This is a genomic window from Listeria cornellensis FSL F6-0969, from assembly GCF_000525855.1.
GTDB classification, from domain to species: domain Bacteria; phylum Bacillota; class Bacilli; order Lactobacillales; family Listeriaceae; genus Listeria_A; species Listeria_A cornellensis.
Genome location: NZ_AODE01000019.1, coordinates 283,245 through 300,515, shown reverse-complemented (window position 1 = coordinate 300,515; position 17,271 = coordinate 283,245). Strand labels below are relative to the sequence as shown.

At 42.3% G+C, this 17,271-nt stretch carries 15 protein-coding genes, 4 tRNA genes and 1 pseudogene; 13 read left to right on the top strand and 7 right to left on the bottom strand.

Going from position 1 to position 17,271, the window contains the following annotated elements:
• Positions 1 to 27: 27 nt before the first annotated feature.
• The 9 genes and pseudogenes from PCORN_RS09500 to PCORN_RS09455 all read left to right on the top strand — a co-directional run bounded on the left by PCORN_RS09500 (position 28) and on the right by PCORN_RS09455 (position 6,940).
• A complete protein-coding gene (locus tag PCORN_RS09500; protein WP_036079837.1) occupies positions 28 to 372 on the top strand; it encodes an STAS domain-containing protein in 345 nt (114 codons plus the stop codon).
• The gene (gene rsbW / locus PCORN_RS09495; RefSeq protein WP_036079643.1) at positions 356 to 829 is read left to right on the top strand and encodes an anti-sigma B factor RsbW; all 474 of its coding nucleotides are present in this window, start codon (positions 356 to 358) and stop codon (positions 827 to 829) included. Before PCORN_RS09500 ends, rsbW begins: the two co-directional genes overlap by 17 nt.
• Positions 807 to 1,613, top strand: a complete 807-nt coding sequence (sigB, locus tag PCORN_RS09490; protein WP_036079640.1) for an RNA polymerase sigma factor SigB — start codon at positions 807 to 809, stop codon at positions 1,611 to 1,613. Before rsbW ends, sigB begins: the two co-directional genes overlap by 23 nt.
• Before the next feature lie 9 nt (positions 1,614 to 1,622).
• Complete coding sequence (locus tag PCORN_RS09485; RefSeq protein WP_036079835.1) at positions 1,623 to 2,222, top strand: PP2C family serine/threonine-protein phosphatase; 600 nt, start codon at positions 1,623 to 1,625, stop codon at positions 2,220 to 2,222.
• A gap of 642 nt (positions 2,223 to 2,864) precedes the next feature.
• Positions 2,865 to 3,776, top strand: a complete 912-nt coding sequence (locus tag PCORN_RS09475; protein WP_241433140.1) for a D-alanyl-D-alanine carboxypeptidase family protein — start codon at positions 2,865 to 2,867, stop codon at positions 3,774 to 3,776.
• Positions 3,777 to 4,011: 235 nt separating this feature from the next.
• The gene (locus tag PCORN_RS09470) at positions 4,012 to 6,174 is read left to right on the top strand and encodes a Tex family protein (protein WP_077913848.1); all 2,163 of its coding nucleotides are present in this window, start codon (positions 4,012 to 4,014) and stop codon (positions 6,172 to 6,174) included.
• 7 nt (positions 6,175 to 6,181) lie between these two features.
• Positions 6,182 to 6,641 (top strand): annotated as a pseudogene (locus tag PCORN_RS09465) (SprT family protein).
• Positions 6,642 to 6,736: 95 nt separating this feature from the next.
• A tRNA-Asn gene (locus tag PCORN_RS09460) sits at positions 6,737 to 6,809 on the top strand.
• Between the two features lie 40 nt (positions 6,810 to 6,849).
• Positions 6,850 to 6,940, top strand: a tRNA-Ser gene (locus PCORN_RS09455).
• Positions 6,941 to 7,030: 90 nt separating this feature from the next.
• Here PCORN_RS09455 and PCORN_RS09450 read toward each other — a convergent pair.
• The 4 genes from PCORN_RS09450 to PCORN_RS09435 are packed head-to-tail and all read right to left on the bottom strand — an operon-like array spanning position 7,031 to position 10,958.
• Positions 7,031 to 8,119: a DUF871 domain-containing protein gene (locus tag PCORN_RS09450; protein WP_036079633.1), complete on the bottom strand. Its 1,089-nt coding sequence runs from the start codon at positions 8,117 to 8,119 to the stop codon at positions 7,031 to 7,033.
• Entirely contained in the window at positions 8,112 to 9,287 is a 1,176-nt protein-coding gene (gene anmK, locus PCORN_RS09445; protein WP_036079631.1) for an anhydro-N-acetylmuramic acid kinase AnmK, read from the bottom strand. The genes PCORN_RS09450 and anmK overlap by 8 nt, the downstream gene beginning before the upstream one ends.
• A gap of 18 nt (positions 9,288 to 9,305) precedes the next feature.
• On the bottom strand, positions 9,306 to 9,593 hold the full coding sequence (locus PCORN_RS09440) for a hypothetical protein (RefSeq protein WP_036079630.1): 288 nt from the start codon (positions 9,591 to 9,593) through the stop codon (positions 9,306 to 9,308).
• Between the two features lie 60 nt (positions 9,594 to 9,653).
• On the bottom strand, positions 9,654 to 10,958 hold the full coding sequence (locus tag PCORN_RS09435; RefSeq protein WP_036079628.1) for a PTS sugar transporter subunit IIC: 1,305 nt from the start codon (positions 10,956 to 10,958) through the stop codon (positions 9,654 to 9,656).
• A gap of 535 nt (positions 10,959 to 11,493) precedes the next feature.
• On the opposite strand from PCORN_RS09435, the gene PCORN_RS17325 reads away from it, so the two are divergent.
• From PCORN_RS17325 to PCORN_RS09420, 3 genes are all read left to right on the top strand, one after another.
• Complete coding sequence (locus PCORN_RS17325) at positions 11,494 to 13,644, top strand: family 10 glycosylhydrolase (RefSeq protein ID WP_077913847.1); 2,151 nt, start codon at positions 11,494 to 11,496, stop codon at positions 13,642 to 13,644.
• A gap of 136 nt (positions 13,645 to 13,780) precedes the next feature.
• A tRNA-Glu gene (locus PCORN_RS09425) sits at positions 13,781 to 13,852 on the top strand.
• 324 nt (positions 13,853 to 14,176) lie between these two features.
• Positions 14,177 to 14,260: transfer RNA gene (locus PCORN_RS09420), tRNA-Leu, on the top strand.
• A gap of 94 nt (positions 14,261 to 14,354) precedes the next feature.
• Here PCORN_RS09420 and PCORN_RS18425 read toward each other — a convergent pair.
• Positions 14,355 to 14,906, bottom strand: a complete 552-nt coding sequence (locus PCORN_RS18425) for a site-specific integrase (RefSeq protein ID WP_051999365.1) — start codon at positions 14,904 to 14,906, stop codon at positions 14,355 to 14,357.
• Positions 14,854 to 15,504 (bottom strand): site-specific integrase, encoded by a 651-nt coding sequence (locus PCORN_RS18420; protein ID WP_051999364.1) that lies wholly within the window; start codon positions 15,502 to 15,504, stop codon positions 14,854 to 14,856. The genes PCORN_RS18425 and PCORN_RS18420 overlap by 53 nt, the downstream gene beginning before the upstream one ends.
• Positions 15,505 to 15,879: 375 nt before the next feature.
• On the opposite strand from PCORN_RS18420, the gene PCORN_RS09410 reads away from it, so the two are divergent.
• Positions 15,880 to 16,314, top strand: coding sequence for a hypothetical protein (locus PCORN_RS09410; RefSeq protein WP_036079626.1), 435 nt, complete (start codon positions 15,880 to 15,882; stop codon positions 16,312 to 16,314).
• 492 nt (positions 16,315 to 16,806) lie between these two features.
• Here PCORN_RS09410 and PCORN_RS09405 read toward each other — a convergent pair whose 3' ends face one another.
• On the bottom strand, positions 16,807 to 17,088 hold the full coding sequence (locus PCORN_RS09405; RefSeq protein WP_036079624.1) for a hypothetical protein: 282 nt from the start codon (positions 17,086 to 17,088) through the stop codon (positions 16,807 to 16,809).
• Positions 17,089 to 17,271 lie beyond the last annotated feature (183 nt).

Here is a 17,271-nt window from a genome sequence, read left to right as displayed (position 1 = left end):
GATATACAAAATGGGCGAGGTGAAGTGATGAATATCAAAGTAGAGATCAGAGAAACTGATAGTAATCATGCGAAAGTAGTTGTGGGTGGCGAGATTGACGCGTATACGGCACCAAAATTAAAAGAGGCCTTGAGCGAGTTTTTGGATCAGGAGAATTTTCAGTTACAGATTGATTTAGCAGGTGTTAGCTACATGGATAGCACAGGTTTAGGCGTTTTTGTTGGCCTGTTTAAAAACTTACGTGCGAAGAAGAGTGAATTAGAATTAGTAGGCCTGTCAGATCGTATTTATCGTTTATTCGAGATTACTGGTTTGACCGATATTATTGAAATCAAAAATGTAGAGGGTGAAATGAATGGCAACAACGTATGACACGATTGAGCTAAAAATTCCGGCAAAACCTGAGTTCGTAAGCTTAGGACGATTAGCAGTATCAGGCGTCGCAAGCCGAATCGGTTTTTCTTTTGAAGCGATTGAAGATTTAAAAATTGCGATTAGTGAAGCGATTACGAATGCTGTAAAACATGCTTTTAGTGAAGAGGATAGTGGTGAGATTCAGATTACTTTCTCCGTTTATGAAGATAAGTTAGAGGTGCGTGTCACGGATGAGGGCAAAAGCTTTGATCTGGAGAAGCGCAAGGCGGAAATTGGTCCGTATGAAGAAGAAAGTGATGCGGATTTGTTGCGTGTTGGAGGGTTAGGTTTATTTTTAATTGAGGCATTGATGGATGATGTCGAATTGCATTATGATAACGGAGTTTCGGTTGTTATGACTAAATATATAGAGGAAAAGCAGGTGGAGGGGAATGCCAAAATTATCTCGACCTGAGGAACTAGCGGCAAGAGAGGAAGCCCGTGAAAAGGCCAAAGTAAAGGTCTATAAATGGATTAGTGATTACCAAGAAACCGGCGATGAGGAAGCGCAATATGAGCTTGTTGTTCACTATAAGAATTTGGTGGAATCCATTGCCCGCAAGTATTCTCAAGGTAAATCATTTCATGAAGATTTAGTGCAAGTTGGAAATATCGGTTTGCTAGGTGCGATTCGCAGATATGATGCAACGTTCGGTAAGAGTTTTGAAGCGTTTGCAGTACCAACGATTGTCGGGGAAATCAAGCGCTTTTTACGAGATAAAACTTGGAGTGTTCACGTACCACGTCGGATTAAAGAACTCGGTCCGAAGATAAAAAACGCGGTGGAAGAGTTGACGCGTGAATTGCAACGCTCACCACAAATTAGCGATATCGCGGACTTTATCGGTGCGACAGAAGAGGAAATTTTAGAAGCTATGGAAATGGGCAAGAGTTACCAAGCCTTGTCTGTGGATCATTCGATTGAGGCGGATTCGGACGGAAGCACGATCACGTTGCTGGATGTTGTTGGCGGCGAGGACGATGGTTTCGAACGGGTGAATCAGCGGATGTTATTGGAGAAGGTATTGCCAGCGCTAGATGAGCGGGAGCAGAAAATTTTGCAGTATACGTTCATTGAGAATCGCAGTCAAAAAGAGACTGGTGATTTGCTGGATATTTCGCAGATGCACGTTTCTCGGATTCAGCGCCAAGCGATTAAGAAGTTGCGCGCGGCATTGCAAGATGAGGATTTAGAATAGATGGATGTGATCGGACAATCGGGTGCTAGTATTGAATTGTACCTTTTCCAGCGTGCTAAGCATTTGCAATACCATTGTGGCGATCAAATTTTTTTGAAAGAAGACGCGACGGGGTTTCTGTGTGCTATCGTGGATGGTTTAGGAAGCGGAAAAGAGGCGGAGAAAGCGGCCAAGGCAGTTGTCGAGGTTATCGGTGCCAATAATACGCTTCCTAATATAAGTGACATCGTAGCACTGGCAAACGAGGCTTTGGTCGGGTTACGTGGTGCGGCGATTGCCATATGGCGGGGTGATTGGGATGAACAAACAATTACGTACTGCGGAATTGGAAATATCCGATTTTATTTACTTGGTACAGATGATGCGCTTATTTTCCCAATCTCCTCTACAGGATTTCTTTCAGGAAGAAAACAAAAAATTCGGACACAGAAGTTCCAATACAAGCCAGGCTCTAAATTTTTGATGCATTCAGACGGATTAACACTTGCTGGAGTGAAACGTTATTTATTCACTTCAAGTTCCGTAGAAGCAACAGGCCATTGTATTGAAGGCAATGTCATTGATATTCCTGAGGATGATGTGACATTCTTAGTAGGAGCATTTAAATGAAAGTGGGGCCGGGACATAATCCAGGTAAATCGGCGAAAAGCGCTCGCATTCAGGGAGTTTGGTGGACTTCCGGTTCTCATGTACAGTCGTACACTCCGCTTCCGGTTTCCACCAAACTCTCTGAATACAAACGCTTTCGCTCGATTTGTGTAAAGCATAATTTTTCGTCTTACCCAAAAAAGGGTGAGGCGATTTTGTTTGCCCAGCATAGGCAAATTCTAACGGTGAAGTCCCGAGTGCGACCGAGTAGTGGTAAGTACCTAGCCGACAGCAAGGGTGTCCATGGCGACGTGGAATCTGAAGGGAGCTCAAGGCAAATCTCTGGTCCGACGAACAGAAATCACATAGAAGGCGCCATGCAAGGATACATGTCTAGTATAAACGGATCTGTACGTACGGTGGTGTGAGAGGTCGGAGCCATCAGGCTCCTCCTACTCGATTGCTTTATCTTGAGTTTTGTCCCAATCTTGTTTTTTTTATGGTCCAAAACGTGATTTTTATATTTTATCTTACATAAAGCCCATCGGCACCTCTTTTTCTTGGAAATAATCAAACCATTTCTTTAGACTTTACTTACACTTTCTTAGTCTAGCATTTACTATCCTCCTCTATACTTAAACTATATCAAAGGAGGAGTCTAAAATGAAAATTACTAAAATATGTGTTATCGCGCTTTTTACATTGACAGCAAGTGTTTCCATGTCGGCATGCGCAGATAAGGAAGCGGTAACACCAACGAAAGAGAAACCTACAGTATCTGCCCCAGAAAAAATAGTGAAAGAAAATCCCGTACCTGAACCTTCGCCAAAACTTGGTATTTCAGCGGCATCCTCGGCTTTATACGACATTAAAAAAAGTAAGCCATTATACGAAGAAAATCCACAAGTTGTAACCCCAATCGCAAGTGTCACTAAGCTGATGACCGCGTATTTAGTCTTACAGGCCATACATAATAAAACGTTGTCCTGGGATGAAAAACTACCATTAGAATCACTGGACGATAAGGCGGCCATATCTCTTTATATGACTACGAACAAAAAAGAATGGACCGTAAAAGATCTCTATGCAGCGATGATTGTCATGTCGGCAAATGACGCGGCAGAAGCTCTTGGAAAACGCTTGGAAGGCAATGATTTTCCTGCAAAAATGAATAAAACAGCCAAAAAAATGGGACTCTCCAACCAGAGTAATTTTGTCAGTGCAAGTGGTTTAGATAAAGATGGGAAGGAAAATGTATCGACGAGTAAAGACTTATTCCTGCTTGCATCCGGGCTTATCACGAAATTTCCTGAAGTGCTAGACATGACTTCAAAAGCCAGCTATGTGACGAGTAACGACTACACGCTGAAATCTACGGACGCGCTTTTAGCAAATAAAGAAATCGATGGTCTAGATGGTTTGAAAACTGGATTCACAGACGGTGCGGGGTACTGTTTTGTGGGTACTGCAAAGCAAAATGGAAAACGCCTTATAACGATTGTGTTAAAAGCAAAAACAACGGATGTCCGTTTTCAAGATACGAAAAAACTGATGGCCTATGGATTCACTAACTAAGCACGAGGAGGAAAAGCTATGAAAAAGCAAATTGCGGTCTTTTTTGGCGGTGAATCACCAGAAGCGGAAGATGAGTTTATCGGATATGGCACGGATGTGATGGCTACCAGTTATATAAGTAAGTGACTGTATTCAAGACAGGGAGTCCATAGATACAATTGCTTACTCATTTTGGTTTTACGCCTTATTTTATGGTACACTAGTCCAAGAGATGAATTATTTGGAGGCAGAAAATATGGAAGAAATTTTGAAGTTAGTACATACATCATTACCTTATCGACCGAATCAGATTAATGCAGTGATAGAATTGCTAAATGCAGGCAACACAGTGCCATTTATCGCGCGCTATCGGAAGGAAATGACGGGGAGTTTAGATGAAGTTGAAATCCGTCATATCGAAGAACGCTACGCCTATGTAGAAAAATTGGAACAGCGAAAAGAAGAGATTGTGCGGTTGATCGAGGAGCAGGGAAAATTGACGGAGGAGCTCCGGATTGCGATTATGAAATCGGAGAAACACCAAGCATTGGAGGATTTATATCGCCCCTACAAGCAGAAAAAGCGCACGAAAGCAACGATTGCTAAGGAGAAAGGATTGGAGCCGTTTGCGACATGGCTACTTAGCTTCCCTGAAAGCGGTGATGTGAACGCAGAAGCTAGTAAATATATTTCAGTAGAACTAGATGTGCCAACGGTTGAAGAGGTACTTCTAGGTGCGCATGAAATTATCGCGGAAGTTATTTCAGATGAGCCGACGTATCGCAAGTGGATTCGAGAATTTACGCGGAAGTTCGGAATGATGCAGTCCGTTGGTAAAAAAGTCGAGCTGGATGAGAAATCGGTGTACGAAATGTATTACGATTACCAAGAGCTAATTGGAAAAGTGGCAAGTCACCGCGTGTTAGCCTTTAATCGTGGCGAGAAAGAGGATATTTTACGTGTGGCAGTCGTTATTGACGCGACGAAAATCAGTGAATATTTGCATAAACAAGTGATCAAAAAAGCTAGCTCCATCGCAGAAAGTTACGTTGTGGCAGCGACTGATGACGCCTATAAACGCTTTATTGGACCTGCGATAGAACGTGAAATCCGTGCTGAATTAACGGAAGCAGCGGAAGAACAGGCGATTCATATTTTTGCGGAAAACTTGCGGAAGTTACTTTTGCAGCCACCATTAAAAGGAAAGATCATTCTCGGACTCGACCCAGCTTACCGGACGGGTTGCAAATTGGCGCTACTCGATAAAACTGGGAAAGTGCTCACGATTGATGTCATCTATCCACACCCACCGCAAAATAAAAAAGCCGATGCTAAGCAAAAGGTTTTACAATTAATGCAGGATTATAGTGTCGAAGTGGTAGCGATTGGAAATGGAACAGCATCGCGTGAGTCCGAACAATTTATTGCTGAACTGATTAAAGAGGAGAAGTTGAATGCGTATTATTGCATCGTCAATGAGGCTGGAGCTAGTGTTTATTCCGCCAGTGATATTGCGCGGGAAGAGTTTCCAGAGTATCAAGTCGAGCAGCGCAGTGCTGTATCGATTGGTCGTCGCCTGCAAGATCCACTAGCAGAACTAGTGAAAATTGACCCGAAATCCGTCGGCGTTGGTCAATACCAACATGATGTTGCACAAAAACAGCTTAATGACACATTGACATTTGTCGTCGAAACCGCAGTAAACCAAGTTGGCGTGAATGTAAACACGGCCTCGGCTTCTCTTTTGCAACACGTCGCTGGTTTGAACAAAACGGTTGCCGGTAACATTCGCAAATACCGCGAGGAAAACGGACCATTTACATCGCGCAAAGAGTTGAAAAAAGTACCGCGTCTTGGCGCAAAATCATACGAGCAAAGTATTGGCTTCTTACGTATTTTGGAAGGCAAGCATCCACTTGACCAGACTGCCATTCACCCAGAAAGCTATGCCATTGCGGAGAAAATCGTGGTTTCTGCTGGTTTCCAATTAACGGATCTCGGAACACCCGAGTTAAAACAAGCATTGCAACAGTTCAATTTGACTGCTATGGCAACGGAACTTGAAGTCGGAAAAGAAACATTACAAGATATCGTGGATTCACTCGTGGCACCAGGTCGCGATTTACGTGACGAGCTGGATGCGCCACTTCTAAAGCAAGATGTCATTTCTATGGAAGACTTAAAAAGCGGGATGGAGTTGCAAGGGACTGTTCGCAATGTTGTTGATTTTGGAGCATTTGTAGATATCGGCGTGAAGCAAGATGGCCTCGTGCATATTTCGAAGCTGAGCAATTCCTTTGTTAAGAGACCGATGGATGTTGTGTCTGTTGGTGATATTGTTACTGTTTGGGTGGACGACGTCGATCAGAAAAAAGGGCGAATTTCGCTAACGATGCGTAGCCCAGAACAAGGGAAGTAAGACAATGATGACAGAACAAGAACTGCAGCGGCACATGGAAAGCGTGTCGTTGCAATTTTTTCATAAGCCGTTTTTGCACCAGGCGACGTTCAACACGCGTTTACGGACGACAGGAGGGCGCTATTTGCTACGAAGCCACGATATTGAGATGAATCCACGTTACCTTGATAATTTTGGCTTAGCGTACTTCATAGGCATTATGAAGCATGAGCTGTGCCACTATCATTTACATTTAGAGGGAAAGGGATACCAACATCGTGATGCCGATTTCCGAGCACTGCTAGCAAAAGTAGATGCCCCGCGGTTTTGCCAAGCGATTCCGACGACGCAAAAAATGCACCGCTACACGTGTTTATCCTGCGAAACGGAATTCCTACGCAAGCGCCGTTTCGACGTAAAAAAAATACCGTTGTGGTCGCTGTAATGGACGATTAGCGTATACAAAAGAAGAATTTGTGAACAGGTGAAAAATTGTTTTACTGAAAATAACCAGATAAAGCTTGATTTTTTCAGTATTCCTGCTTATAATGTAAAGAGTCGGCAGAAACAAACATGACGCTATTCCACAGTAGCTCAGTTGGTAGAGCAATCGGCTGTTAACCGATCGGTCGCAAGTTCGAGTCTTGCCTGTGGAGTTCTTTCTATGCGCGTACCTTTGGCTGGCGATTCAAATATGGGGAAGTACTCAAGTGGCTGAAGAGGTGCCCCTGCTAAGGGTATAGGTCGTTAACGCGGCGCGAGGGTTCAAATCCCTCCTTCTCCGCCATATTTATAAACTTTCAAAACGATGCAGAGATGTATCGTTTTTTTCATGCACAAAAACAGGCCAGTCTACATGACTAACCTGCTTGTATGATCATTCAACAAAAAATTCAAACTTAGTCCAAGGTTCCATATAATCCAATAAGAAAATCTCCTCATCGAGAATGCGTCCAACGACATTTGTTTTGCCGCGGTTTTCCATATCTTTCAGAGCGATTTGCAGTTCCCCTTTATACTGGCCATACCGTTCATTTTCAATCAAAATATCACCGCGTTTGATGTTTGGCGTGAATGTTGGTTTGAAGTCTTCTGCGCGATATTTCACGCGAGATTGGGTCGAACGGATAAAGTAATCCGAGACGTCGCCGCGATAAAAATGAGGCTCTTCCATGACAATTTTGCGTTCCAGTGGGGTGATGGTATCGTGAAGTTGTATTTTTAATCCGAATTTCTCTGCTTGGAGCACAGCGCTCAGTCGCGCGAGTTCATCCTCAGAAGCATAGGCGTTCGCTACAATAATGTCATCAATGAGCTTGGTTGCCAGAAGGTGCTTCGCCTGCGTATCAATCGGCAAACCGCGATGCATCTCAAGCGTGCACAAACCCTCTGTCACAGGCCAAGGACCGTATGTGGCATCATTCGAATGAACAAACGCGGCGGTACGAATCTGAAAACTGCGGAATCGCTCGCTGCATTTTACAAAATAATCATAGGAAAGACCAGCATAGCGATGCGGATAAAAATTGTGCGAGCCAATCAAATTATCCCGATTCGGCTGGAAATCGATGATATTATTCAAGTAATTCGTATCGTTACTCATATTAATCTCAATTTTGAGGCCGTATGGATTAAACGTCATCGCGGCTTCTTCACTGCCCGTAAAGCCCATATCCAGGCGAATCCCATAGGCGCCGAGCTCGTGGAAAAAGGACAGGTCGTCATAAGAAATGCCAAGTGCTTCGAAAATGCGTGGCGAAATATCAACCAAAACCTCCATGCCAAGTGCGTTCGCATGGCTAATGGTCTCTTTAAATTCGCGTAAAATCAGTTCTTTATCGCCACTCACCGATAATAAACACGTAAATACGCGTGTAAAACCGTATTTGTGCGCCAAACTGATGTAAGCTTTGTCTTTTTCAGGTGTCGCGTGTTCTGGATAAATCGAAATCCCAAGTTTATGCATGAATTGTACCTTCTTCCTTATATTTTAGCGGTGGGTAAGTGACATTCCCGAGGATAACATGCTCGCGCGCGCCAGTTGCCATCGGAACGTTGGATGGCCGACCATGTAATGTTTCATATGCCAGCAAGCCAAATGCGACAGCCTCTTTTGCATCGGAGGAATAGCCAATGTCTTCCTGCGTCAATACCTCACAACGGCCTTCCAAAAGTTCCGCCAAATAGCGCAATAACGTCTTATTATAACTTCCGCCACCGCTTACAATCACTTCATCAATCGCCATTTTTGAAAAGACGAATTGTTCGTAGTTCGAAACGATGGTTTTAGCGGTGAACATCGTCATTGTCGCAATCAAATCCTCCGGCGCCAAATGCCCGTATGTAGTTAGCAACTCATCGGTATATTCCTTCCCAAAAAGTTCACGCCCAGTCGATTTTGGAATCGCAGCCGTGATAAAGGAATCGTCCATACAATAGGCAAGCAACTCCTCATTCACAACGCCGTGCGCTGCCATTTCGCCACTATCATCGTAGCCACGCCCGAATAAGCGTTGCATCAAATCATCAATAATCATATTTCCTGGACCAGTATCAAATGCAAAAACTTGATCTAACGTCGCATTTTTAGGCAGGACCGTCACGTTTCCGATTCCGCCGATATTTTGCAGTAAGCGGTTTTTATGCGTGTCCCGATAGAGCAGCAACTCTGTGAATGGCACGAGCGGCGCGCCTTGACCACCGGCAGCCATATCCATCGTGCGGAAATTCGAGACAACCGTCGCGCCAGTTTCATACGCAATCACCGCGGGCTCCCCAATTTGCAACGTCGAAGCAGCGAAATCACCGACTTGTTCTGGCTGATGAAAAATCGTCTGGCCATGCGAACCGATCACGCCAAGCTCTGACGCTGCGATCCCATTTTTACTACAAATCATTTTCACGCTTTCCGCAAAAAGCACACCCAATTTGAAATTTAAACTACAAATCAGCTGTGAATCGGATTTTTCTATACTCAAACTTTTACGAATTTCCGTCACGATTCCAGGTTGAAAGGGCACCGTTTTGAAATCAATCAGTTTTGTCGACAAGTTCCCGTCCATCTCTTTGATATCAAGCAAAGCCACGTCCACGCCATCAAGCGACGTACCGGACATTAATCCAACAACATACATACTACGAACCTCCTCATTTTAGCTCAGATACATTAAAAAGTAACAACTCGCCGTGCAGACTAACGTAACGACCGTTGTGAAAATCGCCGCCTGTTTCTTCGATTTATAAAAACCGTGTTTCGCGAGTAAAATATAAGATAAACTAGCGCTACTGCCAAGGCTCGTAAGTAAGAATAAAGCGAAAGCCTTAGAAACGCCAAGGCCGGTAAGTACAGGAAGGAAAATAAGATTGGCAAGAATCGTGATGGCGAAAAAGATAATCGCGCTTTTGTAGTTAAACTTGATCCATTTACTATTCGTTTCCATGCGGGTAAAACCTCCTTTTTAAATGAAGAGGGACAACGATGCTGCCCCTCCAAATTTAGATTAAGCCAAATTCGGCTCGTTGCTGTGTGTTTCTTTATTTTCCTCTGCCTGCGCTTGCTCTTCATCCAATAGTTTTTGATCATACATTTTGAAGAACGGAATGTAGATGACAAAGGATATCCCGATATTGACGAGGACGAGAACGATGGCTCGCCAGTCGCCGCCTGTGGATAGATATGCGCCAATCGGGGCGGGTAAAGTCCACGGGGCCATGACATAGGTTGGTGAAATGAAACCAAGCGTTGTCGCGAAATAAGCGATGGTTGTTGTGATAAGCGGAATGAAGATGAATGGAATAATCAACATCGGGTTCAGTACGATCGGTGTACCAAAAATAACTGGTTCATTGATATTGAAAATACTCGGAACCAGTGTTGTTTTGCCCAGCGCTTTCAAATAACTTGATTTGGCAAAGAAGAGCATGGCAAGGACTAAACCGAGTGTCGCACCAGAACCACCAATCCATACAAACCATTGGAAGAAGGTCTCAGGAGCAACATGAGGAATTGGAGCACCAGCCGCTACAGCTTCCGCATTGGCGCCCAAATATTTTTCCCAAAGAGGTCTTGCAACGGCTCCAATAACGGAAATCCCGTGAATACCAAAGGACCAGAAGAACCCAATTAAAAATACCGGTAATAGGACACCGAATAAGGTATCGCCAGCTTTTACAATCGGTGAAACGGCTTGGTCGACCAGTGAATGGAGATCGATGCCAAGTACAACTGTGATTAGTGTCATAAATACTACAACAAAAGCAACAGGAATAAGAGCTTCAAACGATCTTGCTACACTAGGGGGAACTTGTTCTGGCATTTTGATTGTAATGTTACGCGTTTTACAGAATCGCATAATTTCAACAGAAAAAATCGAAACAATCATTGCCATAAATAATCCGTGTCCGCCTAAGTTTGCCATTGGTAGGACAAAACCAACTTTATCAAGTGCGATAGGTGTCAAGGTTAGTAGAAACGAAGCAACAGCAATCTGACCACCAGATAGTGGATCAAGCTTGTAACTCTTCGCTAAATTGTAACCGATTCCAAAAGTGATATATAGCGACATGATAAACATGGTCATCCTATAAGGAATTAAAATTTCAAAAGCGTGCTCCTGGGCCCATTGATAAAGCGCCGTACTCTCAGGAACTGGTGGAAAAGCAACGATTAAAAACATACTACCAACAATGATAAACGGTAGCGATGAAACAACACCATCACGAATTGCGCGTAGATGTCGCTGTTCAGACAATTTTGCCATTGGAATTGACAAGTACTTTTCTAAAAAATCCATAAATCTCTGCATAATGACTCTCCCTTTTTTAGTTAGATAGTTATGTATCATCTCTGTTGTGAATAGTCTGTAGTCGAAAGCCTCCTTTTATTAAAATAGTTCACATGCTGTATTCTAGTTCATTTGAAATAAAATGTCAACGCTTGCAAAATGTGATTAAAAATTTATTTCAGTTAGTTTGAAACATGAAATAAGTTGATATAGAAGGGATGGAGCCGTATTGGAACTATGTGTAAAAGCTAAATATAATTAATTTTTCTAAAAAATAAGTTGAAATCCATGTTTGAAGATGATATATTGAACCCGTAATCGCCATCTGGAAAATATTATAAAGTTTGGCGATATAAAAAAGGGGGATGAAGAATGAAAAAGTGGGCATCCATGTTACTCATACTTATAGTAAGTGTATCCGTTTTCTCCGTGGCAGTACAGGCGGATGAGACAACAGAAGGGTTGACAAAATTCATAAAAAAAAGCGGATGGAACGTATGGTTATGACGCCAACACACCAGTTTTCTACTATAACGGCTCCAGCGAGCAAGTCCAGATTCCAACGACCTATACGCAAGATAAGGAACAATTCAAGAGCTCCTGGGTTGCGACGATAGCCAATCTGAACTTCGCAAAAGTAGCATCAGAATCGGCTTTCCGTGCACAATATAAAACGGTATTAGACGATTTTGAAACGTGGAATATGAATGCGGTTATTTTCCAAGTTCGGCCGCTCCTTGACGCATACTATCCATCGAAAATAAACCCATGGTCAGAGTTTATCGCAAGTGGCGTGCAAGGCGCGAATCCAGGGTATGATCCACTCGCCATAATGGTCGAGGAAACACACAAACGCGGCATGGAATATCACGCGTGGTTTAATCCATATCGCGTGACGAATACGAAACTGACGACACAAAGCGTTTTAACAAAAATTGGCGCGACCAAAGAGGAAGCGCTTGCGATGACGATTCCAGAGCAAATCACAGCATGGAACAAGGCAGGACTTTTAGCGGATACGAATTACGCTGTCTTGCATCCTGAGAACGTGTTGCGTTTTGATGAAAAGCTATTTCTCAATCCCGGCATTCCGGAAGTGCAAGATTACGTAGCCGCAACAATCAAGGAAGTCGTGACGAATTATGATGTGGATGCGATTCATTTCGATGATTATTTTTACCCATATCGCATCACGGTGGATGGGAAAAATGTACTGTTTGGCGATAAAGATGAAGACGCGCCAACCTTCGCTAAATACGGCATTCCGGACGGCTATCCAAATACGAAAGCTGGAATCGATGACTGGCGCCGCGACAATATTACGACATTAATTGACAAGGTGAAAAGCACTATCGACACGAGCAACCAAGCGAAGAAAACCGCCGTGCAATTCGGTATTAGCCCATTTGGCATTTGGGAGCATAAAGCGAATAACCCGCTCGGTTCCAACACGCCAACAGGTTCCTCCCAATCTTACTCACAAAGCATTTTCGCTGATACATATCAGTGGATTAAAGATGAGAAAGTCGATTATATGACACCGCAAATTTACTGGAGTTTTGACCAAGCAGCCGCTCCTTATGGCGATTTGGCGAGATGGTGGAATAAGGCCGCAGAAGGGACGCACGTGCAAATTTACGTTGGGCATGCGAACTATAAACATGTTGGAAACGGCGGTTGGGAAGCCGCGTGGATGAACCCAGCCGAAATTCCGAATCAAATGCGTTTCAATCAACTGCTAGACCAAGTTTCCGGTAGCGTCTTGTTCAGCTATAATGATATCAAAAAGAGCGATATCGCAAGCCTACCAGACGCTCAAAAACCAGCGAATCAAGCGAAAAATGATGCGATTGATCTTTTAAAAGAAACCTATTTCGCGACGACCTCTCTAACCCCGAGTAAACCGTGGCTCGCACATCAAGCAATTGCTGCACCGCTCCAAGTCAAGCAAACCGCGGACGCACTCACTTGGTCAGACACAGCGGCCAATTCTGCGCGTTATTACGTTGTTTATAAAGGCACCGGAACCGCCGAGGAAATCACCGCCAACCCAGCAAACATCATCCTAAAAATTTGGCGCGGCGATGCACTTGCATTCAACTATCCAATTAGCGAATCTGGAACCTATGTTGTGACCGCATTGGACGCTGCCAGTAATGAATCTGCACCAGTTATCGCCCAAATACCAGGCGCAGACGTGACCGTTTTATACCAAGATGAAAATGGTGGAGAGGTCGCGTCACCAGAAATTTTAAAAGGAAACATCGGTGAAAATTTTGCGGCAGAAATAAAAGCGATTGCAGGCTACACACAGAAAGCATCGCAAACAACGGGAACGTTCACAGATCAAGCACAGTCAGTCATTGTGAGCTATACGAAAGACCCAGAGGAGGTCGTGCCAACAGAACCTGACCCAGAGCCGACGCCAAAACCCGAACCAAAACCCGAACCAAAACCAACGCCAGATCCAGCACCAAAACCAGATGGAACAACCGTGATACCACCGGAGAAAGAAATCGCGCCGAGCCAGCCAGAAAAAGCACCAACTGTGGAAAAAGTAGCGAAAAATCCTGATGAAACTAGTAAAGAAAAAGGAGTGCTACCGACAACGGGTGACAAGTCGATGGATCTAGCGATTGTTTTGGGATTGGTACTTAGCATGACAGGTGTGTTAATACTGATACGTTGGAAAAGAAGACAAGTCTAAAAAGAAATCATAGCGAGGAAGAGAGACTCTGTTTAGCGATAAACAGGGGCTTTTTTCAGGAATTGTGAAATAGGTATTGCAAGATTCGGTGAGTATGCTATAATAAAAAAAAGTTGGCTTTAGAGCTACGCATCACGGCCCGTTGGTCAAGCGGTTAAGACACCGCCCTTTCACGGCGGTATCACGGGTTCGATTCCCGTACGGGTCATAGCATTATTTTGTGTATATGCGGAGGAATCGGCGGCAAGCGTTCGCATTCCACCAGTTTCGAGGACTTCCGGTTCTCATGTACAGTCGTACACTCCGCTTCCGGCTTCCACGAAACTGGTGGAATACAAACGCTTTCGCTCGATTTGTGTGAAGCGGAGATTTCGTCCTACCTGGAAAAGAGATGGGTTGGGCGTTTTTTTGTGTATGGGATTGTGCTGGTTTTGTGTTGTGAGTGTCGGTTTTGAATAAATATTCATGTTTTTTGATTTAATCATTGACATGGTAGGGTTCCAATAATATAATATTAATTAGTGTTAATAGAGCGGTCGTGGCGGAATCGGCAGACGCGCTAGGTTGAGGGCCTAGTGGGGTAAAACCCGTGGAGGTTCAAGTCCTCTCGGCCGCATAAGTAGTATCAATGGGTTTCAAAGATGGTTCAGATCTTTTGGAATCCTTTTTTTTTGCCTTTTTTGGCAAATGGGGCAGAAATGGGGCAGGATTTAAGATTTTCTTTTCTTAGCATCAAGTAGCCCTCCAAATGTTTCTGCAGCTGTTTGGTCGGCTTCTCTAAATACATGACCGTATACATTCATTGTTGTTCCAATATCAGCATGCCCAAGTCTCTCTTGAATTATTTTCGCATGAACTCCGTTGGCTATTAAAAGTGTTGCTGAAGTATGTCTTAAATCATGGAATCGTATATGTTCTAATTCGTGTCTTTTAACAAATGCGGTCCAGCGATGTCCAATTGAATCTGGACGTTTAGGCTTTCCATTAGGGTTTGAAAATATAAAAGAATGTTCAGGCCAAACTATCTCATCCGAGCTAATATCACGATCTTTAAATTTTTGTGCCTTGAAGCGAGCAATGAGACTTTTTAATGACTCGGGATATGAAACTATTTTATCCTTACCGTTTTTTAGTTCTTTCTTGATAGTGACTCCAATACCAGGTTGTTCAACAATCGTTTGCTCAAATAAAATTGTTCGTTTCTTCGTATCAATATGTTTCCATTCTAAACCAGCGATTTCTCCTTGGCGTGCACCAGTCATGATTGCGATACTGATAAGTAGCTGCCATTCTAAATTTTCCTTTTTTTAATGCATCAAAAAGTTTGGCCAAACCTTTTTGATCGTAAACTTTTTGTACTTTCTTATTGGGCTTTTTGACTTGTACTCCATTGCAGGGATTAGCTTTTAAGACATTCCATTTCACCGCACAAGTGAATAATGAACGTAGAACACCCATTGTATTTTTGATCGTATAGACAGACAGGCCGTCTTGTTGCAACTTATCCATAAATGCGAGTATATGCATCGTTTTTATTTTTACAAGCTTAGAACCACCTAATTGGGGCAAAATAGCGCGTGTTAGAAGTGATGAATATAGTTCTTGTGTAGTAGGGGATAAGTTTTTGTTAACATGCTGTTTTAAAAAGTCCTCACTGAACGCCGCAAATGTTATGTTTGTTGTTTCTGTGTAGTCATCTGCCTCAAGGTCAGCGATAAATAGAGCTAACTCTTTTTTTGCATCGGTTTTGTTTGTCGATTTTGCTATCTTGGACCGCCTTATGGGGTTCCCAACTTCGTTATAACCAACAGTGACCCGCATACGGAATCCGTTTCCTCGCTTTTCTATAGATCCGAACATATAAAATTCCTCCTTTTGAGTAATCTTAATTTAGCATTGGTTTTTTGTATCTGATGCTCAATATAGATTAATGTGTTATAATCAAACTCTAATCAATCTAATTTGGTGGGTGAGCTAGATGGATAAAATAATTTCACAATTTGTAACAATAGCAATGACTTTGATAACACTTGGAATGCCAGGTTTTTTTTAGCTTTTGGTTAATGGATAAAGTAGGAATTATTACAGATAATCCTCATAAAGCTGATAATAAAAAAAATACTTCTTGTTATTCTTTCAATCGTAAACACATTTATACCAATTGTGATTCTCTGTTACTATTTCAATGTGTCCACATTATCAGAGTTAGTACCGAAAATTGATAGTGTATCTTTGTTGTTTCTAACCGTCATAGGTTCTTTAGTTATTAGTTTTATCCTAGTGTTATTTTATGGCGGGATTAAAAAATTAATTTATTATTTGATCAATGTTTATTTGGAAATAAATGGTCGAGCAACCAACTCTAAGTATTCAGGATATAAAACAGCACTTACAGATGATTGCCCGAAAATTATTTTCATTGAAGATATGAGTACTGGCAGATTAACTACCTCAGGTCCAGTAATAGAAGTAACAGAATCAGAGTATGAACCGCTTCATTTTTTACTTGGACAAATGGATCCGCAATTAACATATATTGATACTACTGATAAGCTATTAGCATATATAGAATACAATAATAGTACAGTTTCTTATCAAAAGTATGTAGATGTTGAAAAGAAAATTATTATCCATGTTATAAAAATGAAAGAACAACCTCTATCCGAATAAATTATTTCTGTGTAGTGCTAGGTTTTTGTGGCGGTGGTGGTGGAAACATGCCAGGGGTTACTGACTTAGGTGCAACATCTTCACGAAATTCAGATGGTGTTCGATGTGAAGGGGTTGGCTTATTATTAGATGTATTTGTCATTTTTAATATCCTCCTTTCTATGATAAAATGGGTATAATAAATAGCCCTGAGTTAGAGGTATTTATGGGAACGCACTCTTGGCGGGGGGCGTTCTATTTATTTAGGGTTAGGACCGGTTATAAATATTCTACGATATATTTTAATCTTCTGTGATGCCAATTTTTCCGATTAAATAATCATTGATTTTATCAGCATCGTTTTGGTTATCTGTTACTTTTTTTGCCTCCCTTTGGATCACCTCCTTGATGCTGCTATTTATTAGCTGATATTCTGTATTACTTATTTCCCGGGAGTATTTTACAGCGTTCTTTGGTATGGATGCCACTGATACATTTTTATAAAAGAGTAAGTTACTTTCTTTTTTTTTCGTCTTTGGACATTCCTTTGCCTAAGGTTCCTTGTAGCTCAGAAGCAGAATCCACAATCTTATTTACACTGTCCACATCATCTTTTTCAATACTGAATGTGCCTAATAATGAATATAGATTCCTAGCCTCTTCTTCGAATTTGGTTACATTTGAATAATCTGAAGTACTTAACTCGACACCTGCATATGTTTTCGAATCATTTCCACAAGCGAATAATACAAGTGTTGGTATTAAAAGAATGGATAATATCAATCCCTTTTTCAAATAAAACTCCCCTTTATATAATATAATTTAAACTCCATTCCATTACATAGTTTCCAATATCATACATCAAGGCTATTTTGCTGAGCCAAAAACTTGTTCCACTCTTTAGAATGATCTGCTGCTATCTTGTTATAGTTCAGTGCATCTTCGTCAAGGGGAGTAAATTCGTTCAGAGCCTCTAAA

Coding starts and splice junctions, on each gene's coding strand:
- PCORN_RS09500 (WP_036079837.1), top strand. CDS start 28: ATGAATATCAAAGTAGAGATCAGAGAAACTGATAGTAATCATGCGAAA.
- rsbW (WP_036079643.1), top strand. CDS start 356: ATGGCAACAACGTATGACACGATTGAGCTAAAAATTCCGGCAAAACCT.
- sigB (WP_036079640.1), top strand. CDS start 807: ATGCCAAAATTATCTCGACCTGAGGAACTAGCGGCAAGAGAGGAAGCC.
- PCORN_RS09475 (WP_241433140.1), top strand. CDS start 2,865: ATGAAAATTACTAAAATATGTGTTATCGCGCTTTTTACATTGACAGCA.
- PCORN_RS09470 (WP_077913848.1), top strand. CDS start 4,012: ATGGAAGAAATTTTGAAGTTAGTACATACATCATTACCTTATCGACCG.
- PCORN_RS09450 (WP_036079633.1), bottom strand. CDS start 8,119: ATGCATAAACTTGGGATTTCGATTTATCCAGAACACGCGACACCTGAA.
- anmK (WP_036079631.1), bottom strand. CDS start 9,287: ATGTATGTTGTTGGATTAATGTCCGGTACGTCGCTTGATGGCGTGGAC.
- PCORN_RS09440 (WP_036079630.1), bottom strand. CDS start 9,593: ATGGAAACGAATAGTAAATGGATCAAGTTTAACTACAAAAGCGCGATT.
- PCORN_RS09435 (WP_036079628.1), bottom strand. CDS start 10,958: ATGCAGAGATTTATGGATTTTTTAGAAAAGTACTTGTCAATTCCAATG.
- PCORN_RS18425 (WP_051999365.1), bottom strand. CDS start 14,906: ATGACTGGTGCACGCCAAGGAGAAATCGCTGGTTTAGAATGGAAACAT.
- PCORN_RS18420 (WP_051999364.1), bottom strand. CDS start 15,504: ATGTTCGGATCTATAGAAAAGCGAGGAAACGGATTCCGTATGCGGGTC.